This window comes from Enterobacter sp. GER_MD16_1505_Eko_090 (assembly GCF_003331015.1).
In the GTDB taxonomy this organism is placed as follows: Bacteria; Pseudomonadota; Gammaproteobacteria; order Enterobacterales; family Enterobacteriaceae; genus Enterobacter; species Enterobacter roggenkampii.
The window spans coordinates 1-26,333 of sequence record NZ_PUQF01000030.1 but is presented as its reverse complement, the minus strand read 5'-3'; the positions used below and the strand labels follow the sequence as shown (position 1 = coordinate 26,333).

The following is a 26,333-nucleotide window of genomic DNA, read 5'->3' as shown; positions in this document are numbered from 1 at the left end:
TCGTCCGAGGACGTTAAGAATCCATGTCACTTTGAGTGCCCACACAGATTGTCTGATAAATTGTTAAAGAGCAGTGCAACGCGGCTTTCGCTCACCGTTGCGAGGTGGCGTATATTACGCTTTCCTCTTTCAGAGTCAACCCGTTATTTCAGGATTTTTTCTCTTCAACCGACCGCGTTGTCTGTGAAGTGATTCACATCCGCCGTGTCGATGGAGGCGCATTATAGGGATCCCAATTTTTAGCACAAGTATTTTTTAGATCTTTTTTTCCGACTGCTGATTTTCCGCGCTTTTCGCTGAAATCCCGCCCGATCTGCTTAAATATTGACGTATTTTGCCTTGCCTCGATCGACGAATACGATCAAAGTCTTCTGTATAGCGCTCATTCTCAGAGGTAGTTATGTCTGCAGTATTACGTCCTTATAAAGATCTGTTCCCCAAACAAGGCGATCGCGTGATGATCGACGCCAGTAGTGTGGTCATTGGTGATGTCCGACTGGCCGATGACGTTAGTATCTGGCCACTCGTTGCCATCAGGGGAGACGTTAACTATGTGTCTATTGGCGCGCGAACCAATATTCAGGACGGTAGCGTTCTGCACGTCACGCACAAATCGTCCTATAACCCGAAAGGCAATCCCCTCATTATTGGAGAAGATGTTACCGTCGGCCATAAAGTCATGCTTCACGGCTGCACTGTCGGAAATCGCGTACTTGTTGGCATGGGGTCGATTTTACTGGATGGCGTCATAGTAGAAGATGACGTGATGATTGGCGCCGGTAGCCTGGTCCCGCAGAACAAACGGCTGGAGAGCGGCTATCTCTATCTGGGAAGCCCGGTAAAACAGATCCGCCCCCTGAAGGAGGCGGAGATCGAAGGATTAAAATACTCGGCAAACAACTACGTAAAATGGAAGAATGATTATTTGGATCAGGATAACCAAACCCAGCCCTGATCGTCTTCCTGCTGTTCGCGGATTAAATCGCTGGCTTCCTCTTCCAGATCCCAGCGGTTTTCACAAAATACGGCTATCGGGTCTGTGCCGCCAAAACGATGCAATAGCGTTTCTCCGTGGATGGCACAGGTAAGCTGCATACCCTGCACGAGCACCGGAAAACAGACCGCTTGCTTATGCTCATCCCAGCTCTCTCTGTCCGGGAAATGAATAGCCTGATTCACGCCGAAAGCTCCTGCTTTAGCTTTTCAATGACTGGCTCGACTGAAGGCAGCACCCTGTGCCAGAGCAGTACCGCATGCGCAGCCTGCCCCACCAGCATTCCCAGCCCATCGGCGAACTGTTTCGCACCGTGTTGTTCACACCAGTTCAGGAAAGGCGTCTTACCTTTCTGATAGAACATGTCATAGAAGTACATATGCGCACTGACCAGCGAAGCGGGGATCGCCGGGATCTCACCGTTGATGCCGCTGGATGTGGCATTAATGACAAGATCGAACTCATGTTCAGCAAGATCGTCAAGCGCTACCGCGCTCACGCTGCCGGTATGCGCAAACAACGCCGCCAGCGCTTCTGCCCGGGAAAAGGTTCTGTTAGTAATGGTCACTGAACAGTCCAGGGAAAGCAGAGGCAACAGAACGCCCCTCGATGCACCACCCGCGCCAATCAGCAGAACCCGGAATCCGGGTTTAATAAAGGAGAGTCTTTCCAGATCGCTAAGTAAACCAATCCCGTCGGTGTTGTCACCCAGAAGGCGTCCATCCTCAAGCCGTTTTAGGGTATTGACTGCACCCGCAAGTGAAGCGCGCTCGGTCAGCTCATCTGCACGTTCGAATGCTTCTTCTTTAAACGGGACCGTCACATTCGCGCCTTTGCCCCCCGCTGCGAAAAAGGCCTCCAGCGTTGGGATAAAGGCATCCACTGGCGCCAGTACGCGCCCATAGGGATGATCTATCTGCAGCTGCTCCGCGAATTGCTGATGAATCCACGGTGACTTGCTGTGTGCAATCGGATTACCAAAAACAGCATAGGTTTCCATGAGATTACCCCTGGCGAAAACGTTCGCCGGTCAAAGCGTCGCGAATCTCAGACGGATTCAGGCGCCCTCCCGTTTCACCAACAGCGACAGGGAAGTCATTCCCGAACTGCGCCAGCACTTCTTCAGTTGTCCGACAAGGCGGCTGCCCGGTCAGGTTGGCGCTGGTTGAGACCAGTGGTTTACCAAATGCCAGGCACAGCTCCACCACCAGCGGATGGTCAGTGACGCGAACGGCAAGGGAGTCAAAGCGTCCGGTTAACCAGCGCGGCGTTGTAGGCTGAGCCGGGAAGACGAAGGTTACTGGTCCAGGCCATGCGGAGAAGATTGTCTCGCGCTGTGCCGGTGTCAGCATAGAATCATCGATATAGGGTTTAAGCTGCTCGTAATTCGCAGCGATCAAAATCAGCCCTTTCTCGACGGGTCTTTGTTTAAGAGTAAGCAGACGGCTCACAGCCGTTTCGCTGTCAGGATCGCAACCGACCCCAAAAACAGCTTCAGTTGGATAGGCGATGACTTCTTCATTTTTCAGTACGTCCACTGCATGCGCAATGGAGCCTGATGGCAGGTTATTATTCACTATTTTGATCCGCCGTAACCGGCTTTCCACATTGTTTACTGGCGCAGAAGCGTTTCATGCCTTGCGCGGTTTTCTTCTCTATCAGTAGCGGATAATTGCAATGAGGGCAGATTCCCGCTACCGGCTTAAAATTGATAACGAACTGGCATTCAGGGTAGCGATCGCACGAATGGAAAGTCTTACCATAACGGGAGCGGCGCTGTACCAACTGACCGCGCTGACACTGAGGACATGAGATTGCCGTTTCATCAGGCTTATCAATTTGTTCCGTATGTTCACATTCCGGGTAGCGGCTACATCCAATAAACATGCCGAAACGCCCCTGGCGTAGCGCGAGTTCGCCACCGCAAAGAGGACAAAGCTGCCCCTCCAGAATTTTAACGATATGTCCATCCGCCTGGCTTTTCAGAGGACGAACATAATCACATTCCGGATAGTGAGAACAACCGAGAAACGGGCCGTGTTTCCCGGACCGAATAACAAGTTCAGCCCCGCACTGCGGGCAGGGCTCGTTTTTATGCACCGTGAATAGTGCTGATTTGGCCATAACAACTCTTGGTGCTGCACATTGAATTAGTGCAGCATACCTTCATTCACTTCAAAGAGTAATTCTTCCATTTGCTGATAGGCATTTTCACAGCCCGGGATATTAAACAGAACCATCAGGATCACCCATTTGAGATCTTCCAGTTCAAATTCTGCGGTATCCAGCGCCATGACGCGCTCTATCACCATTTCTCTCGTTTCGAGGTTTAGCACCTGAATCTGCTCAAGGAATAAAATGAACCCCCGGCAGCTGGCGTCCAGCCGTTCACACTCTTCAGCGGTATAAATGCGTACTGACAATGGGTCAGAAGCAAGCTGCATCGGTTCGGCAAGGCCTTCCTGATAATCAGCCAGTTTTTCCAGCCACATCAACGCATTGTAGATATCTTCCCGCTCAAATCCCGCATCGGTAAGATCCTGTGTCAACTTGTCCTGATCCACTCGCATTTCTGCTTCGTTATGGATGTAAGTCTCAAACAAATACATCAGTACGTCGAACATGGCATGCCCTCCTTAATCGGACATAGCCGCCGGGTACAGCTGCGATCCACCCTGCTAACTCCAGTTCGAGTAGCTGTGCTACCGTTACTGGCACAGGTTGGCCGGCACGTTCAGCGACAACGTCAACAGGTGTTACCTCATCTCCTACGTTAGCCAGGAGCTTGGGAAATGGCAATGCCACCTTTCCCTGATCTGATGAATATTGTCGCTTTTCGGGATCTTCCTGCAGCCATTGCAGCCCATATTGCAAATTTTCAAGAATGTCCCCGACTTCCGTTACCGGTGTTGCCCCCTGCTTAATCAGCCAGTGCGGTCCCTCGCATCCGGGATTACCTATCGGGCCGGGCAAGGCGAAGACTTCTCGCCCCTGTTCGAGCGCGCACCGCGCCGTAACCAGCGAACCGCTTCGCCGCGCGGCTTCAACGACCAGCACGCCTTTGCTAAGGCCGCTGATGATGCGATTACGACGCGGAAAGTTTGCCGGTCGGGGCTGCGCGGAAAGCGGAAACTCAGACACTATCGCGCCGTCAGACTCAATAAGCCGCATCGCCAATGCCTGATGCCGACGTGGATAAATACTAAAAAGACCGTTTCCCAGCACCGCGACACTTCGTCCTTTTACTGACAGCGCCGCGCTGTGGGCAACGCCGTCAATACCACAGGCCAGCCCGCTGGTGATCGTGAAACCACTTTGTGAAAGTTGTTCGCACAGGATTTTCCCCCACCGCTCGCCGTACCATGACGGCGCACGACTGCCTACCACCGCCAGCTGAACGGTATTAAGCGTCTCAGGGTTACCTTTTATGAATAATGCTCCGGGATAATCAGGGATCGTGCGGAGCAAAGGGGGATAAAGGGGATGGTTGGCCGTTAATAAATGATGACCCGGCTGCTCAAGCCATATCAGGCTACGTTCCAGCTCACTCTCATCGAACGCAACGAACCGTTCAGCCTGCTTAGCTGTCAATCCAGCGTTTCTCAGAACAAGCGTGTCGATGCCTTCCTGCCTCTGCAGTCGTGCAGCCGCTTCCACCATGACATCACCACACAAAGAACCTGTGTGCATGAGCCGTAGCCAAATCTCGGTAGATGTCATCCTTTCCCCTGCCATAAGCGGTCTCCGCAATCATTGCGATTGGTCACTGATGCTGTCAATCGATGGGGGATTTGTCTAGAATAGAGGGAGTATTCTTATCAACTCCTGAACACGACTCTGGAAATTTATGGCAGTTTTGCAAGTATTACATATTCCGGACGAGCGCCTTCGCATCGTCGCTGAACCGGTTAAAGAAGTGAATGCAGAAATCCAGCGTATCGTTGATGATATGTTCGATACCATGTACGCCGAAGAAGGCATTGGCCTGGCGGCAACGCAGGTGGACATTCACAAGCGTATTATCGTGATCGACGTTTCTGAGAATCGCGATGGCCGTCTGGTGCTGATCAACCCAGAGCTGCTTGAAAAGAGTGGCGAAACCGGTATTGAGGAAGGCTGTCTCTCCATTCCTGAACAGCGTGCGTTAGTGCCGCGTGCTGAAAAAGTGAAAATTCGCGCCCTGGATCGTGACGGTAATCCGTTCGAACTGGAGGCAGATGACCTGCTGGCGATTTGTATTCAGCATGAGATGGATCACCTGGTCGGTAAACTGTTTATCGATTATCTCTCGCCGCTGAAACAGCAGCGTATTCGTCAGAAAGTAGAGAAACTGGATCGTTTGCGTTCTCGCGCATAACGTCCCACCGGATACAAGGATCATCGTGTCTAAATCACTACGTATTATCTTCGCGGGAACCCCTGATTTTGCAGCGCGTCATCTTGACGCGCTGTTATCGTCTGGTCACCAGGTTGTTGGCGTCTTTACCCAACCGGACCGTCCTGCTGGTCGCGGCAAAAAACTGATGCCGAGCCCGGTCAAGGTGCTGGCAGAAGAGCATGGGCTTCCTGTTTTCCAGCCCGCATCGCTGCGCCCGCAGGAAAATCAGCAGCTGGTTGCTGACCTGAATGCCGACGTAATGGTGGTGGTGGCTTACGGTTTAATTTTGCCAAAAGCCGTGCTCGATATGCCGCGCCTGGGTTGCATCAACGTTCATGGGTCCCTGCTCCCACGCTGGCGTGGTGCAGCACCTATCCAGCGCGCGCTGTGGGCGGGTGATGACGAAACGGGCGTTACCATCATGAAGATGGACGTAGGTTTAGACACCGGCGACATGCTCTATAAACTGGCCTGCCCCATTACGTCAGACGATACCAGCGCCACGCTGTATGACAAACTGGCAGAGCTTGGCCCACAAGGGCTCATCGAGACGCTTCAGCAGCTTGCTGACAATACGGCAAAACCAGAAGTTCAGGACGACGCGCTGGTAACCTACGCCGAAAAGCTGAGCAAAGAAGAAGCGCGGATCGACTGGTCCCTGTCAGCCGCTCAACTTGAACGTTGCATTCGCGCTTTTAATCCGTGGCCGATGAGCTGGTTGGAAATTGATGAGCAGCCAGTAAAAGTCTGGAAAGCCTCCGTCATTAGCAGCGCTACCACGGTGGAACCCGGTACGATTATTGATGCCAGCAAGAACGGCATCCAGGTGGCGACTGCGCAAGGGATTTTGAATCTTGAATCGCTCCAACCGGCCGGTAAGAAAGCCATGAGTGCTCAGGATCTACTAAATTCCCGTCGCGAATGGTTTATCCCTGGCAATCGCCTTGCCTGAGCAAATTTATTCTTAAGGCCCGGTGTTTCCGGGCATTTTTATTTTTACGGTTATGAAAAAACAAAATCTACGCAGCATGGCGGCCCAGGCCGTCGAGCAGGTTATCGAGCAGGGCCAGTCACTGAGCAACGTCCTGCCTCCCCTGCAGCAAAAAGTCTCTGATAAAGATAAAGCCCTGCTTCAGGAGCTTTGCTTTGGCGTCCTGCGCACACTCTCGCAGCTTGAGTGGTTGATTAACAAGCTGATGTCCCGCCCAATGACGGGCAAGCAGCGCACCGTACATTATTTAATTATGGTGGGTTTTTATCAGCTTCTTCATACCCGCATCCCACCTCATGCCGCGCTGGCAGAGACGGTGGAAGGTGCCGTTGCGATTAAACGTCCTCAGCTGAAAGGGCTGATCAACGGCGTATTGCGTCAGTTCCAGAGACAGCAGGAAGAATTTCTGGCTGAATTTGCCCAAACCGAAGCACGCTTTCTGCATCCGGACTGGCTGTTGAAGCGCCTGAAAAAAGCTTATCCGCAGCAGTGGCAAGACATTGCCGATGCCAACAATCAGCGTCCACCAATGTGGTTACGCGTGAATCGTAATCACCACACCCGTGACGCATGGCTGGCATTACTTGAAGAAGCTGGAATGAGCGGCTTCACCCATGACGCATACCCTGATGCCGTGCGCTTAGCATCGCCTGCACCGGTACATGCATTACCCGGCTTTGAAGAGGGTTGGGTAACGGTACAGGATGCCTCTGCTCAGGGTTGCATGACCTGGCTTGAACCCCAAAACGGTGAGCAGATCCTCGATCTCTGCGCCGCACCAGGGGGCAAAACGACGCATATTCTTGAAGTGGCTCCGCAGGCCAACGTGATGGCAGTGGACGTTGATGAGCAGCGTCTTTCACGCGTCTACGACAACCTCAAGCGCCTGGGCATGAAGGCACAGGTTAAGCAAGGCGATGGACGCAAACCCGCAGAATGGTGTGGCGAAACACAATTCGATCGCATTTTGCTGGATGCCCCCTGCTCTGCAACCGGTGTGATTCGTCGTCATCCGGATATCAAGTGGCTGCGTCGCGATCGTGATATTAGTGAGCTTGCCCAACTGCAATCCGACATCCTCGACGCCATCTGGCCATATCTCAAACCCGGCGGCACGCTGGTCTATGCAACCTGTTCAGTACTGCCGGAAGAAAACAGTCAGCAAATCGCGGCCTTCCTTAAACGAACCCCGGACGCGGCGCTGCACGATACGGGAACGCCTGAATGCCCGGGTCAGCAGAATCTGCCGGGTGCAGAAGAGGGTGATGGCTTCTTTTACGCTAAGCTAATCAAAGAGTGATGTTGAGAACAGGTCACGAGAGATGAAGATTATCATTCTGGGCGCAGGACAGGTTGGTGGAACGCTGGCGGAAAATCTGGTTGGCGAAAACAACGATATCACCATCGTGGATACCAACGGCGATCGCCTGCGTGTTTTACAGGACAAATTTGACCTGCGCGTTGTGCAGGGTCATGGTTCGCACCCGCGCGTTCTTCGTGAGGCGGGTGCTGACGATGCCGACATGCTGGTTGCGGTGACCAGTTCTGACGAAACCAATATGGTGGCCTGTCAGGTGGCCTACTCGCTTTTTAACACGCCAAACCGAATCGCGCGCATCCGCTCTCCGGACTATGTCCGCGATGCTGAGAAACTGTTTAATTCAGAAGCAGTTCCTATTGACCATCTTATCGCGCCAGAACAGCTGGTGATCGACAATATCTACCGTCTGATCGAATATCCGGGCGCCCTGCAGGTGGTGAACTTTGCCGAAGGTAAAGTGAGCCTGGCCGTCGTTAAGGCCTATTACGGCGGCCCGTTGATTGGCAACGCGTTGTCCACCATGCGCGAGCATATGCCGCATATTGATACGCGCGTCGCGGCTATTTTCCGCCACGACAGACCTATCCGCCCGCAGGGCTCTACGATTGTCGAAGCCGGGGACGAAGTCTTCTTTATTGCGGCTTCACAGCATATTCGTGCGGTGATGAGTGAACTTCAGCGTCTCGAAAAACCCTATAAACGCATTATGCTGGTCGGCGGCGGCAATATTGGTGCCGGTCTGGCACACCGGCTGGAAAAAGATTACAGCGTAAAATTGATCGAACGCGATCAGCAGCGAGCGGCTGAACTGGCGGAAAAACTGCAAAATACGATCGTATTTTATGGCGATGCGTCAGATCAGGAGTTGCTGGCTGAAGAGCATATTGATCAAGTTGATCTTTTTATTGCCGTCACCAACGACGACGAGGCGAATATAATGTCTGCCATGCTCGCGAAACGTATGGGGGCAAAGAAGGTCATGGTGCTTATCCAGCGCAAAGCCTATGTTGATCTGGTTCAGGGCAGCGTCATTGATATTGCCATTTCGCCGCAGCAGGCGACAATTTCCGCGTTACTGAGCCATGTGCGTAAAGCGGATATTGTTGGGGTATCATCGCTTCGTCGCGGGGTAGCGGAAGCCATTGAAGCCGTAGCGCACGGAGATGAAACCACATCACGCGTCGTGGGCCGTTCGATAGACGAAATTAAGCTGCCACCGGGCACCATTATTGGTGCTGTCGTGCGCGGGAATGATGTCATGATTGCCAATGATAATTTGCGCATTGAGCAAGGCGATCACGTTATTATGTTCCTTACCGATAAAAAGTTTATTACCGACGTCGAACGTTTATTCCAGCCAAGCCCATTCTTCCTTTAATGTGTCGGGTGCTCTCAAATGGGGTACCCGCTCTTTATCCTTCTCATTTCTGTGCCTTTTATTTTGCATAACGTTTAATTATCACGAATGGCAATTAGCTAATCATTTGTTAAACTTATAGTCGTCAGCTGGCACAAGGAGAACAAAATGAGTTTTATTAAAGAATTTCGCGAATTTGCGATGCGCGGAAACGTGGTGGATTTGGCAGTGGGTGTCATTATTGGTGCAGCATTCGGCAAGATTGTTTCATCATTAGTGGCCGACATTATCATGCCACCTTTAGGGTTGCTGATCGGGGGCATTGATTTCAAACAGTTCGCTTTCACGTTGCGTGAAGCACAGGGTGATGTGCCGGCAGTCGTGATGCACTACGGCGTATTTATTCAGAACGTATTTGATTTCGTGATTGTGGCGTTTGCCATTTTTATGGCTATCAAGCTGATCAATAAACTCAACCGTAAAAAAGAAGAGCCGGCAGCAGCGCCTGCACCGACAAAAGAAGAAGTGCTGCTGAGTGAGATTCGCGATCTGTTAAAAGAGCAGAACAAGCGCGTTTAATCAGAAGCTTAAAGCAGGAAGGCCAGTGGTAAATAAGCGATTCGCTTGTTTGCCACTGGCCTCCCAGTTACCCCGTTTTGCATGCCTGCCTTTACGCAGATAACTTCCTTTCCCTTTTTTATTCTTCTCAACGCGCTGTCTGAATAGCGGGTCATGGAGTAGTGCCTCAATGGCATTGTCTTTAATCTGTCCTTTCGTGTGCTGATAGCGGCTCATAAATTCTCCTGAGCATGGTTTATGTCGACGGGAGTCTAGACCCGGTTGGACTAAAAATCAACAGTCCTCGCTTTCCCCACTGGCCCCCTGTTCAAGGGCTTCCAGAATAGAACAATAAATACTGCTGTGGGCCGTGCCACAACAAGCATCATTCAGCCTTTGCAGAGAGCGCTGCATGGTTTGCAATTCCTGAATGCGTGCTTCAACTTCATCCAACCGGGCCTGCACAATGCTTTTCGACTCCTGACAGGTGTGATGTGCCGGATCGATGCGGATCGATAATAACTCGCGGATCGAATCTAATGTGAAACCAAGCTGACGCGCATACCGAATAAACCGCAGGCGCTGCAGATCGTTATCGGTATAAAGTCGAAAGCCACCTTCAGTACGAACTTCATGATCGATCATCTGCTGCTTTTCGTAATATCGGATGGTATCCGGTGTGACGTTCGCGAGCTTCGCAAGTTCACCGATACGGTACATAACTACTCCTCGTTTATTTTCCGCAACAAGCGTTCACCGTATTCACCGTGCAGAAAGTCAGTGTTCATTCCTGCCTGACGCAGTTTAAGTTCAAGCACGGCGAGACGGCGGCTAAGTTCAGAATGTCGCGGATCGTCCTGACGGATCCCTTTTAGCAGATCGACAAGTTCAACAGCCTCTCTGCGCTGTTCGAGTTCAGGAGGGAGACAGCCTGCATTCTTTAGTAAACGGTATCCCGCGCGTAATTCAGGCGCAATATGCGAGTCATCGTCAAGCATAAGGGGTTCGCCGCGTCCCGGAAGATCGTCGAATTCACCTTTTTTTTGGGCATCACGAATATGGCGTTCTGCCCACTGGTCAAGCAGCCACATTACCCGCTCCAGGGGATGAACAGAATTGATACAGATATTGTAGAGAAGTGGGGATATCACGGATATAAAAAAACCCGCCGGAGCGGGTTTTTTTACGTTACTGCAGATTACTCTGCAGCAGCTTCTGCTTTCTCTGAACGATCAACCAGCTCGATGTAAGCCATCGGCGCGTTGTCGCCTGCACGGAAGCCACACTTCAGAATGCGAGTGTAACCACCGGCACGGCTCGCGAAACGCGGGCCCAGTTCGTTAAACAGTTTTGCCACGATCTCGTTATCACGAGTACGGGCGAATGCCAGACGACGATTAGCAACGCTGTCAGTCTTGGCAAGAGTAATCAGCGGCTCAACTACGCGACGCAGCTCTTTCGCTTTAGGCAGGGTCGTCTTGATGATCTCATGACGAACCAGTGAACCTGCCATGTTGCGGAACATAGCCTGGCGATGGCTGCTGTTGCGGTTCAGTTGACGACCACTCTTACGATGGCGCATGACCTTATCCTTCTCAGTAAAACCTTAACCTGTGATCCGGTTACTCGTCAGCAATGCTTGCCGGTGGCCAGTTTTCCAGGCGCATGCCCAGAGACAGACCACGTGAAGCCAGCACGTCTTTAATCTCGGTAAGAGATTTTTTACCCAGGTTCGGCGTTTTCAGCAACTCAACCTCGGTACGCTGTACCAGATCACCGATATAGTGGATAGCTTCTGCCTTGAGGCAGTTAGCAGAGCGGACAGTCAATTCGAGATCGTCAACAGGGCGCAGCAGGATCGGATCGAATTCTGGTTTCTCTTCTTTCACTTCCGGCTGACGAACATCACGTAAGTCAACGAAAGCTTCCAGTTGTTCTGCCAGGATGGTTGCCGCACGACGAATCGCCTCTTCAGGATCGATTGTGCCGTTGGTTTCCATTTCGATGACCAGCTTGTCCAGGTCGGTACGCTGTTCTACACGCGCTGCTTCAACATTGTAGGCAATACGTTCTACAGGGCTGTAGCATGCGTCGACCAGCAGACGGCCGATTGGGCGCTCATCTTCTTCCGAATGAATTCGGGCAGAAGCCGGCACATAACCACGACCGCGCTGAACTTTGATACGCATGCTAATAGCTGCGTTCTCATCGGTCAGGTGGCAGATCACGTGCTGCGGCTTGACGATTTCAACATCACCGTCGTGGGTGATGTCGGCTGCAGTCACAGGGCCAATGCCAGATTTATTCAGAGTAAGGATAACTTCATCTTTACCCTGAACTCTCACCGCCAGCCCTTTCAGGTTGAGCAGGATTTCAAGGATATCTTCCTGAACGCCTTCTTTGGTGCTGTACTCATGAAGTACACCATCAATCTCAACCTCGGTCACCGCGCAACCCGGCATCGATGAGAGCAGAATACGGCGCAGTGCGTTACCCAGAGTATGGCCAAAGCCACGCTCTAAAGGCTCAAGGGTCACCTTGGCGTGCGTCGAACTCACTTGCTCGATATCTACCAGGCGCGGTTTTAGAAACTCTGTCACAGAACCCTGCATTGTGTCCTCTCTTTGGTACTAAGCTTTACTTGGAGTAAAGCTCGACGATCAGGTGTTCGTTAATGTCCGCAGACAGATCAGAACGTTCTGGCTGACGCTTGAACGTACCTTCCATCTTGCCAGCATCAACTTCCAGCCAGGTTGGCTTTTCACGCTGCTCAGCCAGCTCCAGAGCGGCCTTCACGCGAGATTGCTTTTTCGCTTTCTCACGAATGCTAACAACGTCATTCGCTTTAACCTGATAAGAAGCGATGTTAACAACACGACCGTTTACCATGATTGCTTTGTGGCTAACCAGCTGACGTGATTCAGCACGAGTAGCGCCGAAGCCCATACGGTATACAACGTTGTCCAGACGACCTTCCAGCAGAGCCAGCAGGTTTTCACCTGTGTTGCCTTTCAGACGTGCTGCTTCTTTATAGTAGTTACGGAACTGACGCTCCAGCACACCGTACATACGGCGAACTTTTTGCTTTTCACGCAACTGCACACCATAGTCAGACAGACGCGGTTTACGCGCACCGTGCTGGCCAGGAGCTTGTTCAATTTTACACTTGGTATCGATCGCGCGAACGCCAGACTTAAGGAATAAGTCGGTGCCCTCACGACGGCTCAGCTTGAGCTTAGGACCCAAATATCTTGCCATTTTCTATCTCCAACTAACCTAAAAAACGAGCGTTATACGCGACGTTTTTTCGGCGGACGACAACCGTTATGAGGGATCGGAGTCACATCAGTAATATTAGTGATGCGGAAACCAGCGGCGTTCAGAGCGCGAACAGTAGATTCACGACCCGGACCCGGACCTTTAACCATAACTTCCAGATTCTTGATGCCGTATTCTTTTACGGCTTCTGCGCAACGCTCTGCTGCAACCTGAGCTGCGAACGGAGTGGATTTGCGAGAACCACGGAAACCGGAACCACCGGCTGTTGCCCAACCCAATGCGTTACCCTGACGATCAGTAATAGTAACGATGGTGTTGTTGAAAGAAGCATGGATATGAGCCACGCCGTCAGAGACTTGTTTTCTTACACGTTTACGTGCACGAACTGGTGCCTTTGCCATTATTCAATCACCCCGATTATTTCTTGATCGGTTTGCGCGGACCCTTACGGGTACGTGCGTTGGTCTTAGTACGCTGACCGCGCACTGGCAGACCACGACGATGACGCAAACCGCGATAGCAACCAAGATCCATCAGGCGCTTGATGCTCATGCTGATTTCACGGCGCAGATCACCTTCAACGACAAATTTGGCAACTTCGTCACGCAGCGTGTCGATTTGTTCTTCAGACAGCTCACTGATCTTAACATCTTCAGCGATACCCGCTGCAGCCAGAATGGCTTTAGAACGGGTCTTGCCGATGCCGTAGATCGAAGTTAATGCGATCACAGCATGTTTCTGATCAGGAATGTTAATGCCTGCTATACGGGCCACTATGCACTCCTACTATTTAATATGTACGCACCATGCTGAAAAGCCCGTTTTCAGGATACTCAAATGGAAACGTACAGACATACAAAAGATTGGCTGGCTAATCTAGCCAGCTCAACCCAACTTTGCAAGAAAAATATGCGAAATAATCAGCCTTGGCGCTGTTTATGCTTCGGCTCGGCACTGCAAATCACACGGATGACACCATCACGCTTAACGATTTTGCAGTTACGGCATAATTTCTTGACGGAAGCACGAACTTTCATTTTTACTCTCCGTAACTTCTCAGGCGACCAATTAGCGGCCGTAGCCTTTCAGGTTCGCCTTCTTCAATGCAGACTCATACTGACTGGACATCATCAGAGTTTGCACTTGAGCCATAAAGTCCATAATCACGACAACAACGATAAGCAGTGAGGTCCCACCGAAGTAGAACGGTACTTTCATTGCATCACGCATGAACTCCGGGATCAGGCAGATAAAAGTAATATAGAGCGCACCAACCAAAGTCAGGCGGGTCATTACTTTATCGATATACTTCGCCGTTTGCTCTCCCGGACGAATTCCTGGTACAAATGCACCGGACTTCTTCAGGTTATCTGCTGTTTCACGCGGGTTGAAGACCAACGCCGTGTAGAAGAAACAGAAGAAGATGATCGCAGACGCATAGAGTAACACATAAAGTGGTTGCCCAGGCTGCAAATACAGCGAAATTGTTGTCAGCCAGTTCCAACCAGTACCGCCCCCGAACCATGACGCGATGGTTGCCGGGAACAGAATAATACTGGAAGCGAAGATAGCCGGGATAACCCCCGCCATGTTCACTTTCAGCGGTAAATGTGTGCTCTGTGCAGCATAGACACGACGACCTTGCTGACGCTTAGCGTAGTTCACCACAATGCGGCGTTGACCACGTTCAACGAAGACAACAAAGAACGTCACTGCAAATACTAATACTGCAACCAACAGCAACAGGAGGAAGTGCAGGTCGCCTTGACGCGCTTGCTCGATAGTGTGGGCGATGGCTGGCGGGAGGCCCGCAACAATACCGGCGAAGATAATGATTGAGATACCGTTACCGATACCACGCTCAGTAATCTGTTCGCCGAGCCACATCAGGAACATTGTCCCTGTGACCAGACTTACAACAGCGGTGAAGTAGAATGCAAAGCCCGGGTTTAACACCAGGCCCTGCATACCAGGCATATTCGGCAGACCGGTAGCAATACCGATCGACTGGAATATTGCCAGCACCAGAGTACCGTAACGGGTGTACTGACTAATCTTACGACGTCCAGACTCCCCTTCTTTCTTCAACTCTGCCAGGGCCGGATGAACGACCGTCAGCAGCTGGATAATAATCGATGCCGAAATGTACGGCATAATACCCAGTGCGAAGATAGAAGCACGGCTGAGAGCACCACCAGAGAACATGTTGAACATTTCAATGATGGTGCCTCGCTGTTGCTCAAGCAGTTTGGCAAGTACAGCGGCATCGATACCAGGGATCGGAATAAAAGAGCCAATACGGAACACAATCAGCGCGCCGATAACAAACAGCAGTCTGCGTTTCAGCTCGCCAAATCCACCTTTGGCACTTTGAAAATCTAATCCCGGTTGCTTAGCCATCTGCTACTTATTCCTCAATTTTACCGCCAGCAGCTTCGATAGCAGCACGAGCACCTTTAGTAACACGCAGGCCACGAACAGTTACCGGAGTAGAAACTTCACCAGCCAGGATCACTTTCGCGAACTCGATCTGGATACCGATAATGTTTGCTGCTTTCAGCGTGTTCAGGTCTACAACGCCGCCTTCAACTTTCGCCAGGTCAGACAGACGGATTTCCGCCGTGATCGCTGCTTTGCGAGAGGTGAAGCCGAACTTCGGCAGACGACGGTACAGTGGCATCTGGCCACCCTCGAAACCGCGACGCACGCCACCGCCAGAACGAGAGTTCTGACCTTTGTGACCACGACCACCGGTTTTGCCGAGGCCAGAACCGATACCACGACCCAGGCGTTTACCCGCCTTTTTAGAGCCTTCGGCCGGAGACAGAGTATTTAAACGCATCTCTTACTCCTCAACTTTAACCATGAAGTAAACCGCGTTGACCATACCACGAACAGCAGGAGTATCCTCGCGCTCAACGGTATGACCAATACGACGCAGACCCAGGCCAAGCAGCGTTGCCTTGTGTTTCGGCAGACGACCGATTGCACTGCGGGTTTGAGTGATTTTAATAGTCTTTGCCATGGTCAATTACCCCAGAATTTCTTCAACGGATTTACCACGCTTGGCAGCGACCATTTCTGGAGAATTCATATTTTCCAGGCCATCAATAGTTGCACGAACCACGTTGATCGGGTTGGTGGAACCATATGCTTTAGCCAGAACGTTATGAACCCCAGCAACTTCCAGAACGGCGCGCATTGCACCACCGGCGATGATACCGGTACCTTCTGAAGCTGGCTGCATGAATACACGAGAACCCGTGTGAACACCTTTAACTGGGTGCTGCAGGGTGCCGTTGTTCAGCGCGACGTTAATCATGTTGCGACGGGCTTTTTCCATCGCTTTCTGGATCGCTGCTGGAACTTCACGCGCTTTACCGTAACCAAAACCAACGCGACCGTTACCATCGCCTACTACAGTCAGAGCTGTGAAGGAGAAAATACGACCACCTTTAACGGTTTTAGATACGCGGTTTACCGCGATCAGCTTTTCCTGCAGTTCGCCAGCCTGTTTTTCGATGTGAGCCATCTTACACCTCTACCTTAGAACTGAAGGCCAGCTTCACGGGCAGCATCTGCCAGTGCCTGGACACGACCATGATATTGGAACCCGGAACGGTCAAAGGAAACATTGCTGATGCCTTTTTCCAGAGCGCGTTCAGCAACAGCTTTACCTACAGCTGCAGCGGCGTCTTTGTTACCGGTGTACTTCAATTGTTCTGAGATAGCTTTTTCTACAGTAGAAGCAGCTACCAGAACTTCAGAACCGTTCGGTGCAATTACCTGTGCGTAAATATGACGCGGGGTACGATGTACCACCAGGCGAGTTGCACCCAGCTCTTTGAGCTTGCGGCGTGCGCGGGTCGCACGACGGATACGAGCAGATTTCTTATCCATAGTGTTACCTTACTTCTTCTTAGCCTCTTTGGTACGCACGACTTCGTCGGCGTAACGAACACCCTTGCCTTTGTAAGGCTCAGGACGACGGTAGGCGCGCAGATCTGCTGCAACCTGACCGATCAGCTGTTTATCAGCGCCTTTCAGCACGATTTCAGTCTGAGTCGGGCATTCTGCAGTGATACCGGCCGGCAGCGGATGCTCAACAGGGTGTGAGAAGCCCAGAGACAGGCCTACTGCATTCCCTTTGATAGCTGCACGATAACCTACACCAACCAGCTGAAGCTTTTTAGTGAAGCCTTCGGTAACACCAACAACCATTGAGTTCAGCAGGGCACGCGCGGTACCAGCCTGAGCCCAACCATCCACGAAACCATCACGTGGACCGAAGGTCAGAGCGTTATCTGCATGTTTAACTTCAACAGCTTTGTTGAGGGTACGAGTCAGCTCGCCGTTTTTACCTTTGATCGTAATAACCTGACCGTCGATTTTTACATCAACGCCGGCAGGAATAACGACCGGTGCTTTAGCAACACGAGACATTCTTTCCTCCGATTAGGCTACGTAGCAGATAATTTCGCCACCAAGACCAGCCTGGCGCGCTGCACGATCAGTCATAACACCTTTAGAGGTAGAAACAACTGCGATACCAAGACCAGCCATAACTTTTGGCAGCTCATCTTTTTTCTTATAGATGCGCAGGCCTGGGCGGCTGACACGCTGAATGCTTTCTACAACAGCTTTACCCTGGAAATACTTGAGAGTAAGTTCCAGTTCCGGCTTGGTGTCGCCTTCAACTTTAAAATCTTCGATAAAACCTTCTTCCTTCAGCACGTTGGCAATTGCCACTTTCAGCTTGGCGGAAGGCATGGTGACCGCAACTTTGTTCGCGGCCTGACCGTTACGGATACGGGTCAGCATATCCGCGATCGGATCTTGCATGCTCATCTGTCTTTACTCCCGTGATTCAATTGGTAATTACCAGCTAGCCTTTTTCAAGCCTGGCACTTCACCGCGCATGGCGGCTTCACGCAGTTTGATACGGCTCAACCCAAACTTGCCCACATAACCATGTGGACGACCTGTTTGACGACAGCGGTTACGCTGACGAGACGGGCTGGAATCACGCGGCAGAGACTGCAGCTTGAGAACCGCATTCCAACGATCTTCGTCGGAAGCGTTCACATCAGAAATGATCGCTTTCAGTTCAGCGCGTTTAGCGAAGAATTTATCAGCTAAAGCTACGCGCTTTACTTCGCGTGCTTTCATTGATTGCTTAGCCATTCAGTAACCCTACCTTACTTGCGGAACGGGAAGTCAAAGGCAGCCAGCAGAGCACGGCCTTCTTCGTCAGATTTCGCAGTAGTGGTAATGGTAATATCCAAACCACGCACGCGGTCGACTTTATCGTAGTCGATTTCTGGGAAGATGATCTGCTCACGGACACCCATGCTGTAGTTACCACGACCGTCGAAAGACTTAGCGGACAAGCCACGGAAGTCACGGATACGTGGAACAGCAATAGTGATCAGGCGCTCAAAGAACTCCCACATGCGTTCGCCACGCAGAGTTACTTTACAGCCGATCGGATAGCCCTGACGGATTTTGAAGCCTGCAACAGATTTGCGTGCTTTGGTGATCAGCGGTTTTTGACCGGAGATTGCTGTCAGGTCAGCTGCTGCGTTATCCAGCAGTTTCTTGTCAGCGATCGCTTCACCAACACCCATGTTCAGGGTGATCTTCTCGACCCGAGGGACTTGCATGACAGAATTGTAGTTAAACTCGGTCATGAGTTTCTTAACTACTTCGTCTTTGTAGTAATCATGCAGTTTCGCCATCGTACTACTCCAAATTACTTGATAGTTTCGCTGTTAGACTTGAAGAAACGGACTTTTTTACCGTCTTCGAATCTAAAGCCTACACGGTCAGCCTTGCCGGTAGCCGCATTGAAGATTGCAACGTTAGAAACCTGAATAGCAGCTTCTTTTTCAACGATGCCACCTGGTTGGTTCAGGGCCGGAACCGGCTTCTGATGTTTCTTAACCAGGTTGATACCTTCAACGACAAGTTTGCCGGAAGACAGAACATTTTTTACTTTACCGCGTTTACCTTTATCTTTACCGGTTAACACGATAACTTCGTCATCACGACGGATTTTCGCTGCCATGATTCGCTCCTTAGAGTACTTCTGGTGCCAGAGAGATAATTTTCATGAACTTCTCAGTACGAAGTTCACGAGTTACCGGCCCAAAGATACGCGTGCCGATAGGCTGCTCGCTGTTATTGTTTAAAATAACGCATGCATTACCATCGAAGCGAATGACAGAACCGTCAGGGCGACGAACACCCTTCTTGGTGCGCACCACTACCGCCTTCAGCACATCACCTTTTTTGACCTTACCACGTGGAATTGCTTCTTTGATGGTGATCTTGATGATGTCGCCTACGCCTGCGTAGCGACGGTGCGAGCCACCCAGAACCTTGATACACATTACGCGACGTGCACCGGAGTTGTCGGCGACGTTCAGCATAGTCTGTTCTTGGATCATTTTAGTGCTCCGCTAATGTCAACTACTACCTGAGACTCTAAAATCAGAGCCGTTAAAAAGCCCCATATCGAGGGCGCGGCATTATAACACCGCTTCTGCAATATGGGTAGAAAAAATAAACGGCTCATCGCTGAGCCGTTTATTCGTATTGAGAAGGCGTACTGTATTACAGAACCGCTTTCTCTACAACGCGAACCAGCGTCCAGGACTTAGTCTTGGACAGTGGACGGCATTCACGGATTTCAACCTTGTCGCCGATACCACATTCGTTGTTCTCGTCATGTACGTGCAGTTTGGTCGTACGCTTGATGAATTTACCGTAGATCGGGTGTTTCACAATACGTTCGATAGCTACAACAATGGATTTCTCCATTTTGTCGCTAACAACACGACCTTGCAGAGTACGGATTTTATCGGTCATTACGCACCCGCCTTCTGAGTCAGTAAAGTCTTAACGCGTGCAACATTGCGACGCACTTGCTTCAGCAGGTGAGTCTGTTGCAGCTGGCCACTTGCAGCCTGCATACGCAGGTTGAACTGCTCACGCAGCAGGTTCAGCAGCTCAGCGTTCAGCTCTTCAACGCTTTTTTCACGCAGCTCTTTTGCTTTCATTACATCACCGTCTTAGTTACAAAGGTGGTTTTGATAGGCAGTTTCGCTGCTGCCAGGCCGAAGGCTTCACGGGCCAGCTCTTCCGGAACACCGTCCATTTCATACAGGACTTTGCCCGGTTGGATCAAGGCAACCCAGTACTCCACGTTACCTTTACCTTTACCCATACGAACTTCCAGCGGCTTCTCGGTGATCGGTTTGTCCGGGAATACACGGATCCAGATCTTACCTTGACGCTTAACTGCACGGGTCATTGCACGACGTGCTGCTTCGATCTGACGTGCAGTCAGACGACCACGGCCAACAGCTTTCAGACCGAAAGTGCCGAAGCTAACATCCGTACCCTGCGCCAGACCACGGTTGCGGCCTTTGTGCACTTTACGGAATTTTGTACGCTTTGGTTGTAACATCAGCGACGCTCCTTATTTACGGCCTTTACGCTGCTGCTTTTTAGGTTGAGCAGCCGGTTTTTCCGGTTGTTCAACAGCAGCCATACCACCCAGGATCTCACCTTTGAAGATCCATACCTTAACGCCGATTACACCGTAAGTGGTGTGCGCTTCAGAGGTGTTGTAGTCGATGTCAGCACGCAGAGTGTGCAGCGGTACGCGACCTTCACGGTACCATTCGGTACGTGCGATTTCCGCGCCGCCCAGACGGCCGCTAACTTCAACTTTGATACCTTTAGCGCCCAGACGCATTGCGTTCTGTACAGCACGCTTCATAGCACGACGGAACATAACACGACGTTCCAGCTGAGAAGTGATGCTGTCAGCAACCAATTTAGCGTCCAGTTCAGGCTTACGAACTTCAGCGATATTGATCTGTGCAGGAACGCCAGCGATATCCGCTACGACCTTGCGCAGTTTTTCTACGTCTTCGCCTTTCTTACCGATAACGATGCCAGGACGAGCAGTGTGAATAGTCACACGGATGCTCTTCGCTGGACGCTCGATAACGATACGAGATACAGACGCTTTAGCCAGTTCCTTAGTCAGGTACTGACGTACTTTAAAATCGCTGTCCAGGTTGTCAGCGAATTCTTTGGTGTTCGCAAACCAGGTAGAGTTCCATGGTTTTACAATACCCAGGCGAATACCATTAGGATGTACTTTCTGACCCATTGCTAGTCTCCAGAGTCTCAGCGATCGGACACAACCACAGTAATGTGGCTGGTGCGCTTCAGGATGCGATCTGCACGACCTTTCGCACGCGGCATAATGCGCTTCATGCTTGGGCCTTCATCTACGAAAATTTTCGCGACTTTCAGATCGTCGATGTCAGCGCCATCGTTGTGTTCAGCGTTAGCAATGGCAGATTCCAGTACTTTCTTGACCAATACCGCAGCTTTCTTGTTGGTATAGGTCAGGATGTCCAGGGCCTGCGACACTTTCTTACCGCGAATCAGGTCAGCAACAAGGCGAACCTTCTGTGCAGAAGAACGAGCATGGCGATGTTGAGCTAAAGTTTCCATCTCTTCCTCCTACCTTATTTCTTCTTCGCTTTTTTATCAGCAGCGTGGCCGCGATAAGTACGAGTCGGTGCGAATTCACCCAGTTTGTGACCAACCATTTCGTCGGTAACAAAGACTGGAACGTGCTGACGACCATTATGGACAGCGATGGTCAAACCGATCATGTTAGGAAAGATCGTTGAACGACGGGACCAAGTGCGCAGGGGCTTCTTGTCTCCGCTTTCCACCGCTTTCTCTACCTTCTTCAGCAAGTGCAGGTCAATAAAAGGACCTTTCTTGAGAGAACGTGGCATGGCTTATCCTCTAAAATTATTTGCTACGGCGACGTACGATAAATTTATCAGTACGCTTGTTGCTGCGGGTCTTCTTACCTTTGGTCTGAACGCCCCACGGAGATACCGGGTGCTTACCAAAGTTACGACCTTCACCACCACCATGTGGGTGGTCGACTGGGTTCATCGCAGTACCGCGAACGGTAGGACGAACACCACGCCAGCGTGCAGCACCTGCTTTACCCAGAACGCGCAGCATATGCTCAGCATTGCCAACTTCGCCCAGAGTAGCGCGGCAGTCTGCTTCGACTTTACGCATTTCACCAGAACGCAGACGCAGGGTGACATAAGCACCATCACGCGCAACGATCTGAACGTAAGTACCCGCGGAACGCGCCAGCTGACCGCCTTTACCTGGTTTCATTTCTACGTTATGAACGGTAGAACCAACCGGGATATTGCGCATCGGCAGGGTGTTGCCTGCTTTGATTGCAGCATCAACGCCAGACTGAATCTGGTCGCCAGCTTTCAGGCCTTTAGGGGCCAGGATGTAACGGCGTTCGCCGTCTTTGTACAGAACCAGCGCGATGTTCGCGGAACGGTTCGGATCGTACTCAAGACGTTCAACAACTGCTGGGATACCGTCTTTGTTGCGTTTGAAGTCAACAATACGATAAGCCTGCTTGTGGCCACCACCGATGTGACGAGTGGTGATACGGCCATTGTTGTTACGACCACCGGATTTGCTGTTTTTTTCCAGCAACGGAGCAAAAGGTTTGCCCTTGTGCAGCTCAGGGTTAACCACTTTAACTACGTGGCGACGACCCGGAGATGTCGGTTTACATTTAACAACTGCCATTGTATTACTCCTCCGACTTACTCAGCGCCGCCAACGAAGTCCAGATTCTGGCCTTCTTTCAGGGTGACGTAAGCTTTTTTCCAGTCGCTACGACGACCGATACGCTGTCCGTGACGTTTAACTTTCCCTTTAACGACCAGGGTGTTAACGACTTCGACTTCGACTTCAAACAGTTTCTGCACAGCAGCTTTGATCTCTGCTTTGGTCGCGTCTTTAGCAACTTTGAGAACGATGGTGTTTGTTTTTTCCATCGCAGTAGACGCTTTTTCAGAAACGTGCGGTGCGCGAAGCACCTTCAGCAGACGTTCTTCACGAATCATGCCAGCATCTCCTCAACTTGCTTAACAGCATCAGCAGTCATTACGACTTTGTCGAAGGCGATCAGGCTAACCGGGTCGATACCAGTCGCATCGCGTACGTCAACCTTGTGCAGGTTACGTGCGGCCAGGAACAGGTTCTCGTCCAGCTCACCGGTGATGATCAGCACATCTTCCAGAGCCATGTCTTTCAGTTTCTGTGCCAGCAGCTTAGTTTTAGGCGCTTCAACAGAGAACTTCTCGACAACGATCAGACGATCCTGACGTACCAGTTCGGACAGGATGCTTTTCAGCGCGCCGCGGTACATCTTTTTGTTAACTTTTTGACTGTGGTCCTGTGGACGCGCAGCGAAGGTCACGCCACCTGAACGCCAGATCGGGCTCTTGATAGAACCTGAACGCGCACGGCCGGTACCTTTCTGGCGCCATGGCTTTTTGCCAGAACCAGTTACTTCAGCACGAGTCTTCTGAGCACGAGTACCCTGACGAGCACCAGCTGCATAAGCAACAACAACCTGGTGAACCAGCGCTTCGTTGAAATCACGACCGAAGGTAGTTTCGGAAACAGTCAGCGCGCTCTGCGCGTCTTTCAATACTAATTCCATTGCTATCCCCTTACGCCTTCACAGCTGGTTTAACGATCAGGTCGCTACCGGTTGCACCCGGGACCGCACCTTTAACCAGCAGCAGGTTGCGCTCAGCGTCAACACGTACTACGTCCAGGCTCTGAACGGTTACACGTTCGTTACCCAGCTGACCTGCCATTTTCTTGCCTTTGAACACTTTGCCCGGAGTCTGGTTCTGACCGATAGAACCCGGAACGCGGTGAGACAAGGAGTTACCGTGGGTAGCGTCCTGGGTACGGAAGTTCCAGCGCTTAACGGTACCAGCAAAACCTTTACCTTTAGAGGTACCGGTTACGTCAACTTTTTTAACGTCAGCAAACAGCTCAACGCTAATGTCCTGACCTACGGTGAACTCTTCGCCTTCAGCAAGACGGAATTCCCACAGACCACGGCCAGCTTCTACGCCAGCTTTAGCGAAGTGACCCGCTTCTGGTTTGGTTACACGGTTAGCTTTTTTAGCACCAGTGGTAACCTGAATAGCGCGGTAGCCATCGTTAGCCAGATCTTTAACCTGAGTAACGCGGTTTGCTTCAACTTCGATTACGGTTACTGGGATAGAAACGCCATCTTCAGTGAAGATGCGGGTCATACCCACTTTTTTACCGACTAAACCAATCATTGTTTCAACCTCTCAATCGCTCGATGACCTGATTAACCCAGGCTGATCTGCACGTCTACACCGGCAGCCAGATCCAGACGCATCAGAGCATCAACGGTTTTCTCAGTTGGCTCAACGATGTCAACCAGACGCTTGTGAGTGCGGATTTCGTACTGATCGCGCGCGTCTTTGTTAACGTGCGGAGAGATCAGAACGGTGAAGCGCTCTTTGCGGGTCGGCAGCGGGATCGGACCACGGACTTGCGCACCAGTGCGCTTAGCAGTCTCGACGATTTCCGCGGTTGATTGATCGATCAGACGATGATCAAACGCTTTAAGGCGGATACGGATTCTTTGGTTCTGCATGAGACCAGAGCTCCAATTATTTTATAAACGAAAATGATTACTCCTCAAACCCATTACGATTGATGGGAGAGTGTAACCGTTCTTACGTAGCTCCCCAATTGGGAGCATTGTTGAGTAACAAAATGAGCTACTCTGGTTCTGATTGAACCCGCCGTCAATTACGACAAGCCCGCGCATTATACGTAAATCTGGGCAAGACGCAAGTGCCGTTTAGAAATTAAGCGCCAATGTCGCAGGGTGTGTAAGAGCGCGCAACGTTTTATGCAATGTATTCTGCGGCGATGCTTTGTTTCGAGCCGCTACGCATCTCCGTTTTTTGTGCATTGCCGGACAGGCCGATTATAACGACTATGCGCTCAAACCCGTTTGAGGCCTTTTACATGCTAACCACCCTCCCCTTTCTGCTGATCTATCTTTTACTGACAGCCTTACTTGTAAATGCCGATATTCGCTACGGTCTACTTCCCGATAAATTTCTCTGTCCGCTGCTATGGGCAGGGCTGCTCTTTCAGCTCTGTATCCAACCTGATTTTCTGCCGAGTGCGGTGGCGGGTGCGATGGCCGGATATATTGCCTTTGCCGTTATTTACTGGGGCTATTGGTTTATCTGCCGGCGTGAAGGGATGGGATATGGCGATGTGAAGTACCTGGCGGCGCTTGGTGCATGGCATGGCTGGTGCGTACTGCCTGCGCTGGCGTTGCTCGCCGCGCTGATGGCGCTTCTTTGTATTCTTTTTTTTTCGGTAATCCGCTCTGATAAGAAAGCAATAAAAAACCCGCTGCCTTTTGGGCCATTTCTGGCAGCAGCGGGTTTATGCGTAGGCTGGAAGACGTTGGTTACTCTTCCACTTTAATCTGTGACTGAAGATAGTTTTGCAGCCCGATTTTAGCAATGAGATCCAGCTCTGTTTCCAGCCAGTCAATATGCCCTTCTTCATCGGCCAGGATCTGAATCATCATATCGCGGCTGACGTAGTCATGTACGCTGTCAGCATAGGCAATGGCTTCACGGAGATCTTTGGCACCTTCAAGTTCTAGCCTGAGGTCGGAACGCAGCATCTCTTCGACATCTTCTCCGATGCCCAGCTTGCCGAGATCCTGCAGGTTTGGAATGCCTTCAAGGAATAAAATACGCTCGATATATTTATCAGCGTGTTTCATCTCATCGATAGATTCATGGTACTCAACGTCGTTTAAACGTTTGAGTCCCCAGTTTTTGAACATTCTCGCGTGAAGAAAATACTGGTTGATTGCGACAAGCTCATTTCCCAATAATTTATTGAGATAACTTATGATTTTAACATCACCTTTCATTATATAGTCCCTCCGCTTCCACTCATTGAAGCGTAGATCGGGCTACAGGGATGTCAAAGAAAAGATGGGCGCTTAGGCGATCTCTTTGTATTCCGGGATCTGCATCAGCTCGTCCTGCATGATCTCTCGCGCAGCACGTACGCATTTACCGCATTGATTTCCCACCGGAACAAATTTGCGAAGCTGCTGGAATGACTGGGGTTGAAACTGGCGAACGGCCTGACGTATTTTTTTGTCGCTTACACCATTACATAAACAAACGTACATAGAAACTCCCGTTCAAATTATGCGCAAAGTGTAAGTGAGAATGGTTATGATTACAATAGCACAAACGCCAGAATGCGGGGCGGGAGCAGGCAAAAAATGCGAAATTTTGTGACGACGCCTGAGCGGTAGAAAACAAAAAAGGACGCCGAAGCGTCCTTTTTTAATTCAGGGATAATTAATTAGCCCAGAACTTTAGCAACAACGCCCGCGCCAACGGTACGGCCGCCTTCACGGATTGCGAAACGCAGACCGTCGTCCATCGCGATTGGGTGGATCAGCGTCACAACCATCTTGATGTTGTC

Annotated in this window: 47 protein-coding genes; 7 read left to right on the top strand and 40 right to left on the bottom strand. The window is 51.0% G+C overall.

All coding sequences use genetic code 11. The features are described 5' to 3' along the window. The first annotated feature begins 400 nt into the window (after nt 1-400). Nucleotides 401-955 (top strand): gamma carbonic anhydrase family protein, encoded by a 555-nt coding sequence (locus tag C6A40_RS23655; RefSeq protein ID WP_025912249.1) that lies wholly within the window; start codon nt 401-403, stop codon nt 953-955. Here C6A40_RS23655 and C6A40_RS23650 read toward each other — a convergent pair. The 6 genes from C6A40_RS23650 to dprA are packed head-to-tail and all read right to left on the bottom strand — an operon-like array spanning nt 931 to nt 4,714. After that, nucleotides 931-1,179, bottom strand: a complete 249-nt coding sequence (locus C6A40_RS23650) for a DUF1488 domain-containing protein (RefSeq protein ID WP_008503473.1) — start codon at nt 1,177-1,179, stop codon at nt 931-933. The two genes, C6A40_RS23655 and C6A40_RS23650, sit on opposite strands and share 25 nt — an antisense overlap. Further along, nucleotides 1,176-1,994 carry a shikimate dehydrogenase gene (aroE, locus tag C6A40_RS23645; RefSeq protein ID WP_045337349.1) on the bottom strand — a complete coding sequence of 273 codons (819 nt, stop codon included), beginning with the start codon at nt 1,992-1,994 and terminating at the stop codon, nt 1,176-1,178. Before aroE ends, C6A40_RS23650 begins: the two co-directional genes overlap by 4 nt. Nucleotides 1,995-1,998: 4 nt before the next feature. Continuing rightward, on the bottom strand, nt 1,999-2,571 hold the full coding sequence (gene tsaC / locus C6A40_RS23640; protein ID WP_008503475.1) for an L-threonylcarbamoyladenylate synthase type 1 TsaC: 573 nt from the start codon (nt 2,569-2,571) through the stop codon (nt 1,999-2,001). Next, the gene (locus tag C6A40_RS23635; RefSeq protein WP_021242977.1) at nt 2,564-3,118 is read right to left on the bottom strand and encodes a DNA topoisomerase family protein; all 555 of its coding nucleotides are present in this window, start codon (nt 3,116-3,118) and stop codon (nt 2,564-2,566) included. Before C6A40_RS23635 ends, tsaC begins: the two co-directional genes overlap by 8 nt. Before the next feature lie 26 nt (nt 3,119-3,144). Beyond that, the gene (gene smg, locus C6A40_RS23630) at nt 3,145-3,618 is read right to left on the bottom strand and encodes a DUF494 family protein Smg (RefSeq protein ID WP_008503477.1); all 474 of its coding nucleotides are present in this window, start codon (nt 3,616-3,618) and stop codon (nt 3,145-3,147) included. Beyond that, nucleotides 3,590-4,714 (bottom strand): DNA-protecting protein DprA, encoded by a 1,125-nt coding sequence (gene dprA / locus C6A40_RS23625; RefSeq protein WP_045337352.1) that lies wholly within the window; start codon nt 4,712-4,714, stop codon nt 3,590-3,592. The genes smg and dprA overlap by 29 nt, the downstream gene beginning before the upstream one ends. 127 nt (nt 4,715-4,841) lie before the next feature. On the opposite strand from dprA, the gene def reads away from it, so the two are divergent. The 5 genes from def (at nt 4,842) to mscL (ending at nt 9,620) form a co-directional block, all read left to right on the top strand. After that, nucleotides 4,842-5,351, top strand: a complete 510-nt coding sequence (gene def, locus C6A40_RS23620) for a peptide deformylase (protein WP_008503479.1) — start codon at nt 4,842-4,844, stop codon at nt 5,349-5,351. Nucleotides 5,352-5,376: 25 nt separating this feature from the next. After that, nucleotides 5,377-6,324: a methionyl-tRNA formyltransferase gene (gene fmt, locus C6A40_RS23615; protein WP_045337348.1), complete on the top strand. Its 948-nt coding sequence runs from the start codon at nt 5,377-5,379 to the stop codon at nt 6,322-6,324. 52 nt (nt 6,325-6,376) lie between these two features. Continuing rightward, nucleotides 6,377-7,663 carry a 16S rRNA (cytosine(967)-C(5))-methyltransferase RsmB gene (gene rsmB / locus C6A40_RS23610; RefSeq protein WP_045337351.1) on the top strand — a complete coding sequence of 429 codons (1,287 nt, stop codon included), beginning with the start codon at nt 6,377-6,379 and terminating at the stop codon, nt 7,661-7,663. A gap of 22 nt (nt 7,664-7,685) precedes the next feature. Then, the gene (gene trkA / locus C6A40_RS23605) at nt 7,686-9,062 is read left to right on the top strand and encodes a Trk system potassium transporter TrkA (protein WP_008503482.1); all 1,377 of its coding nucleotides are present in this window, start codon (nt 7,686-7,688) and stop codon (nt 9,060-9,062) included. 147 nt (nt 9,063-9,209) lie between these two features. After that, nucleotides 9,210-9,620, top strand: coding sequence for a large-conductance mechanosensitive channel protein MscL (gene mscL / locus C6A40_RS23600; RefSeq protein ID WP_008503483.1), 411 nt, complete (start codon nt 9,210-9,212; stop codon nt 9,618-9,620). Here mscL and C6A40_RS23595 read toward each other — a convergent pair whose 3' ends face one another. The 31 genes from C6A40_RS23595 to rpsJ form a co-directional block, all read right to left on the bottom strand. Continuing rightward, nucleotides 9,621-9,836, bottom strand: coding sequence for an alternative ribosome-rescue factor A (locus C6A40_RS23595; RefSeq protein ID WP_045337346.1), 216 nt, complete (start codon nt 9,834-9,836; stop codon nt 9,621-9,623). A 57-nt stretch (nt 9,837-9,893) separates the two neighbouring features. Next, nucleotides 9,894-10,319 carry a Zn(2+)-responsive transcriptional regulator gene (gene zntR, locus C6A40_RS23590; RefSeq protein WP_025912243.1) on the bottom strand — a complete coding sequence of 142 codons (426 nt, stop codon included), beginning with the start codon at nt 10,317-10,319 and terminating at the stop codon, nt 9,894-9,896. A 2-nt stretch (nt 10,320-10,321) separates the two neighbouring features. After that, nucleotides 10,322-10,690, bottom strand: a complete 369-nt coding sequence (locus C6A40_RS23585) for a DnaJ family domain-containing protein (protein WP_021242971.1) — start codon at nt 10,688-10,690, stop codon at nt 10,322-10,324. A gap of 107 nt (nt 10,691-10,797) precedes the next feature. Then, on the bottom strand, nt 10,798-11,181 hold the full coding sequence (gene rplQ, locus C6A40_RS23580) for a 50S ribosomal protein L17 (RefSeq protein WP_001216368.1): 384 nt from the start codon (nt 11,179-11,181) through the stop codon (nt 10,798-10,800). A 40-nt stretch (nt 11,182-11,221) separates the two neighbouring features. Continuing rightward, nucleotides 11,222-12,211, bottom strand: coding sequence for a DNA-directed RNA polymerase subunit alpha (locus C6A40_RS23575; RefSeq protein WP_002919219.1), 990 nt, complete (start codon nt 12,209-12,211; stop codon nt 11,222-11,224). A gap of 25 nt (nt 12,212-12,236) precedes the next feature. Next, on the bottom strand, nt 12,237-12,857 hold the full coding sequence (gene rpsD / locus C6A40_RS23570) for a 30S ribosomal protein S4 (protein ID WP_004868345.1): 621 nt from the start codon (nt 12,855-12,857) through the stop codon (nt 12,237-12,239). A gap of 32 nt (nt 12,858-12,889) precedes the next feature. After that, entirely contained in the window at nt 12,890-13,279 is a 390-nt protein-coding gene (rpsK, locus tag C6A40_RS23565; protein WP_003863312.1) for a 30S ribosomal protein S11, read from the bottom strand. 16 nt (nt 13,280-13,295) lie between these two features. Then, nucleotides 13,296-13,652, bottom strand: a complete 357-nt coding sequence (rpsM, locus tag C6A40_RS23560) for a 30S ribosomal protein S13 (RefSeq protein WP_008503488.1) — start codon at nt 13,650-13,652, stop codon at nt 13,296-13,298. A 146-nt stretch (nt 13,653-13,798) separates the two neighbouring features. After that, nucleotides 13,799-13,915 (bottom strand): 50S ribosomal protein L36, encoded by a 117-nt coding sequence (rpmJ, locus tag C6A40_RS23555; protein ID WP_000868187.1) that lies wholly within the window; start codon nt 13,913-13,915, stop codon nt 13,799-13,801. 31 nt (nt 13,916-13,946) lie between these two features. Continuing rightward, entirely contained in the window at nt 13,947-15,278 is a 1,332-nt protein-coding gene (secY, locus tag C6A40_RS23550) for a preprotein translocase subunit SecY (RefSeq protein ID WP_003863305.1), read from the bottom strand. A gap of 7 nt (nt 15,279-15,285) precedes the next feature. Continuing rightward, complete coding sequence (gene rplO, locus C6A40_RS23545; RefSeq protein ID WP_003863304.1) at nt 15,286-15,720, bottom strand: 50S ribosomal protein L15; 435 nt, start codon at nt 15,718-15,720, stop codon at nt 15,286-15,288. A 3-nt stretch (nt 15,721-15,723) separates the two neighbouring features. Next, the gene (rpmD, locus tag C6A40_RS23540; protein ID WP_003863301.1) at nt 15,724-15,903 is read right to left on the bottom strand and encodes a 50S ribosomal protein L30; all 180 of its coding nucleotides are present in this window, start codon (nt 15,901-15,903) and stop codon (nt 15,724-15,726) included. 6 nt (nt 15,904-15,909) lie between these two features. After that, nucleotides 15,910-16,410, bottom strand: a complete 501-nt coding sequence (gene rpsE / locus C6A40_RS23535; protein WP_003863299.1) for a 30S ribosomal protein S5 — start codon at nt 16,408-16,410, stop codon at nt 15,910-15,912. A gap of 14 nt (nt 16,411-16,424) precedes the next feature. After that, nucleotides 16,425-16,778, bottom strand: a complete 354-nt coding sequence (rplR, locus tag C6A40_RS23530; protein ID WP_003863297.1) for a 50S ribosomal protein L18 — start codon at nt 16,776-16,778, stop codon at nt 16,425-16,427. 9 nt (nt 16,779-16,787) lie between these two features. Beyond that, complete coding sequence (gene rplF, locus C6A40_RS23525; protein WP_003863296.1) at nt 16,788-17,321, bottom strand: 50S ribosomal protein L6; 534 nt, start codon at nt 17,319-17,321, stop codon at nt 16,788-16,790. A 12-nt stretch (nt 17,322-17,333) separates the two neighbouring features. Further along, nucleotides 17,334-17,726 carry a 30S ribosomal protein S8 gene (rpsH, locus tag C6A40_RS23520; RefSeq protein WP_006178918.1) on the bottom strand — a complete coding sequence of 131 codons (393 nt, stop codon included), beginning with the start codon at nt 17,724-17,726 and terminating at the stop codon, nt 17,334-17,336. 30 nt (nt 17,727-17,756) lie between these two features. After that, on the bottom strand, nt 17,757-18,062 hold the full coding sequence (gene rpsN / locus C6A40_RS23515) for a 30S ribosomal protein S14 (RefSeq protein ID WP_003863291.1): 306 nt from the start codon (nt 18,060-18,062) through the stop codon (nt 17,757-17,759). Nucleotides 18,063-18,076: 14 nt separating this feature from the next. Beyond that, nucleotides 18,077-18,616, bottom strand: coding sequence for a 50S ribosomal protein L5 (gene rplE / locus C6A40_RS23510; protein WP_001096202.1), 540 nt, complete (start codon nt 18,614-18,616; stop codon nt 18,077-18,079). A gap of 14 nt (nt 18,617-18,630) precedes the next feature. Next, entirely contained in the window at nt 18,631-18,945 is a 315-nt protein-coding gene (gene rplX, locus C6A40_RS23505) for a 50S ribosomal protein L24 (RefSeq protein ID WP_003863287.1), read from the bottom strand. A gap of 10 nt (nt 18,946-18,955) precedes the next feature. Further along, nucleotides 18,956-19,327 (bottom strand): 50S ribosomal protein L14, encoded by a 372-nt coding sequence (rplN, locus tag C6A40_RS23500; RefSeq protein WP_002919748.1) that lies wholly within the window; start codon nt 19,325-19,327, stop codon nt 18,956-18,958. Nucleotides 19,328-19,493: 166 nt separating this feature from the next. Next, complete coding sequence (gene rpsQ / locus C6A40_RS23495) at nt 19,494-19,748, bottom strand: 30S ribosomal protein S17 (RefSeq protein WP_008503489.1); 255 nt, start codon at nt 19,746-19,748, stop codon at nt 19,494-19,496. Further along, a complete protein-coding gene (gene rpmC, locus C6A40_RS23490) occupies nt 19,748-19,939 on the bottom strand; it encodes a 50S ribosomal protein L29 (protein WP_003863282.1) in 192 nt (63 codons plus the stop codon). The genes rpsQ and rpmC overlap by 1 nt, the downstream gene beginning before the upstream one ends. After that, a complete protein-coding gene (gene rplP / locus C6A40_RS23485; RefSeq protein ID WP_002919759.1) occupies nt 19,939-20,349 on the bottom strand; it encodes a 50S ribosomal protein L16 in 411 nt (136 codons plus the stop codon). The genes rpmC and rplP overlap by 1 nt, the downstream gene beginning before the upstream one ends. A gap of 12 nt (nt 20,350-20,361) precedes the next feature. Continuing rightward, nucleotides 20,362-21,063, bottom strand: a complete 702-nt coding sequence (rpsC, locus tag C6A40_RS23480; protein WP_000529945.1) for a 30S ribosomal protein S3 — start codon at nt 21,061-21,063, stop codon at nt 20,362-20,364. A 17-nt stretch (nt 21,064-21,080) separates the two neighbouring features. After that, a complete protein-coding gene (gene rplV, locus C6A40_RS23475) occupies nt 21,081-21,413 on the bottom strand; it encodes a 50S ribosomal protein L22 (protein WP_002919773.1) in 333 nt (110 codons plus the stop codon). A gap of 14 nt (nt 21,414-21,427) precedes the next feature. After that, nucleotides 21,428-21,706 carry a 30S ribosomal protein S19 gene (gene rpsS / locus C6A40_RS23470; protein WP_001138117.1) on the bottom strand — a complete coding sequence of 93 codons (279 nt, stop codon included), beginning with the start codon at nt 21,704-21,706 and terminating at the stop codon, nt 21,428-21,430. A gap of 16 nt (nt 21,707-21,722) precedes the next feature. After that, complete coding sequence (rplB, locus tag C6A40_RS23465) at nt 21,723-22,544, bottom strand: 50S ribosomal protein L2 (RefSeq protein ID WP_008457150.1); 822 nt, start codon at nt 22,542-22,544, stop codon at nt 21,723-21,725. 17 nt (nt 22,545-22,561) lie between these two features. Continuing rightward, nucleotides 22,562-22,864, bottom strand: a complete 303-nt coding sequence (rplW, locus tag C6A40_RS23460; protein ID WP_000617546.1) for a 50S ribosomal protein L23 — start codon at nt 22,862-22,864, stop codon at nt 22,562-22,564. Then, entirely contained in the window at nt 22,861-23,466 is a 606-nt protein-coding gene (rplD, locus tag C6A40_RS23455) for a 50S ribosomal protein L4 (RefSeq protein WP_000424395.1), read from the bottom strand. Before rplD ends, rplW begins: the two co-directional genes overlap by 4 nt. A 10-nt stretch (nt 23,467-23,476) precedes the next feature. Continuing rightward, nucleotides 23,477-24,106, bottom strand: coding sequence for a 50S ribosomal protein L3 (rplC, locus tag C6A40_RS23450; protein WP_003863274.1), 630 nt, complete (start codon nt 24,104-24,106; stop codon nt 23,477-23,479). 32 nt (nt 24,107-24,138) lie between these two features. Then, nucleotides 24,139-24,450 (bottom strand): 30S ribosomal protein S10, encoded by a 312-nt coding sequence (gene rpsJ, locus C6A40_RS23445; protein WP_001181005.1) that lies wholly within the window; start codon nt 24,448-24,450, stop codon nt 24,139-24,141. A gap of 380 nt (nt 24,451-24,830) precedes the next feature. On the opposite strand from rpsJ, the gene C6A40_RS23440 reads away from it, so the two are divergent. Then, entirely contained in the window at nt 24,831-25,304 is a 474-nt protein-coding gene (locus C6A40_RS23440; RefSeq protein WP_045337350.1) for a prepilin peptidase, read from the top strand. Here C6A40_RS23440 and bfr read toward each other — a convergent pair. The 3 genes from bfr to C6A40_RS23425 all read right to left on the bottom strand — a co-directional run. Next, nucleotides 25,288-25,764 (bottom strand): bacterioferritin, encoded by a 477-nt coding sequence (gene bfr, locus C6A40_RS23435; RefSeq protein ID WP_008503492.1) that lies wholly within the window; start codon nt 25,762-25,764, stop codon nt 25,288-25,290. The two genes, C6A40_RS23440 and bfr, sit on opposite strands and share 17 nt — an antisense overlap. Before the next feature lie 72 nt (nt 25,765-25,836). After that, on the bottom strand, nt 25,837-26,031 hold the full coding sequence (gene bfd / locus C6A40_RS23430; RefSeq protein WP_008503493.1) for a bacterioferritin-associated ferredoxin: 195 nt from the start codon (nt 26,029-26,031) through the stop codon (nt 25,837-25,839). A gap of 179 nt (nt 26,032-26,210) precedes the next feature. Beyond that, nucleotides 26,211-26,333: EF-Tu C-terminal domain-related protein (locus C6A40_RS23425; RefSeq protein ID WP_010791611.1), on the bottom strand; the 123-nt coding region annotated here is incomplete at its 5' end.